The following is a 1,264-nucleotide window of genomic DNA, read 5'->3' as shown; positions in this document are numbered from 1 at the left end:
TGGCTTTTAACGGGCCCGTGTGTCTGTTTCAAGGCTTGAGTGAATATAACTTTTTCGACGGGTTTTACTAGCTGCCCTTTTTTAATCTCGCCCAAGTCTCCACCCCGCTTTTTAGAGGGGCAGGTCGAATGCTTTTTAGCCAAAGTCTCAAACGAAGCGCCTAGCTTTAATTGCTTTTTGAGCCGTTCGGCTTCTTCACGCGTTTTTACCAGTATATGTTTTGCCATCGCGATGGGCATGGTCTTACCTTCATTCAAAGTGGATTCCGCATGCATTGTACCTTTGCTATGCAACTAAAGTGTATTTGTTGGTCATCAGTACCTATAATTGCGCTCAATTGTCGTGCAACAGAAAAGATTAGGATCGCTTTATGATTATCGTTACTGGTGGTGCCGGTTTTATTGGTAGCAACATCGTTCATGCTTTAAATCAGCAGGGCTATAAAGACATCATCGTTGTGGATGACTTAACGGATGGAACGAAGTTCGTCAATCTTGTTGATCTTGAGATCGCGGACTACCTCGATAAAGACGATTTTCTCGGTATGCTCGACGCCGGAGCGCCGTTTGGAGAAATTGAAGCGGTCTTCCATGAAGGGGCGTGTAGTTCGACCACTGAGTGGGACGGCAAGTTCATGATGCAGAATAACTACCAATACTCTGTCGAGTTGTTGGAGTACTGCCTAGATAAGAAAATTCCCTTTCTCTATGCATCCTCCGCTGCTGTATACGGTGGCTCTGACGTTTTTAAGGAAGAGCGTGCGCATGAGAAGCCACTAAACGTTTATGGCTACTCGAAGTTTCAGTTTGATCAGTATGTACGTCGTCTCTTGCCGAAAGCTGAGTCACAAGTAGTCGGGTTTCGCTATTTCAATGTGTATGGTCCGCGAGAGCAGCACAAAGGTTCCATGTCGAGTGTGGCCTACCACTTGAATACACAAATCAAAGCGGGCGAGAACCCGAAGTTATTTGAGGGTTATGATGGCTATCCGAATGGCGGGCAAACGCGTGATTTTGTTTACGTTGGTGACGTGGCGAATGTGAATCTTTGGTGCTGGCAGAACAAGGCGACATCAGGCATTTATAATTTGGGCACTGGAGCTGCAGAGCCCTTTCAAGCTGTTGCAGATGCCGTGATGGATTTTCACGGTAAGGGCAAAGTAGAGTACATTCCGTTCCCTGATCACTTAAAGGGCCGCTATCAAAGCTTTACTCAAGCGGATATGAGTGCCTTGCGCGCCGCGGGCTATGATCAGCCTTTTAAA

Annotated in this window: 2 protein-coding genes; one reads left to right on the top strand and one right to left on the bottom strand. The window is 46.6% G+C overall.

Translation table 11 applies throughout. The annotated features are described in order from the left end of the window. Positions 1-239 (bottom strand): peptidylprolyl isomerase (locus tag A3750_RS20255; protein ID WP_082873370.1); only part of this gene is annotated, 239 nt, incomplete at its 3' end. A gap of 131 nt (positions 240-370) precedes the next feature. On the opposite strand from A3750_RS20255, the gene rfaD reads away from it, so the two are divergent. Beyond that, positions 371-1,264 (top strand): ADP-glyceromanno-heptose 6-epimerase (rfaD, locus tag A3750_RS20250; protein ID WP_068548710.1); only part of this gene is annotated, 894 nt, incomplete at its 3' end.

It is taken from the genome of Oleiphilus sp. HI0079 (assembly GCF_001635105.1).
Note: the sequence above shows the minus strand (reverse complement) of the source record. Positions and strands in the feature narration are given on the sequence as shown.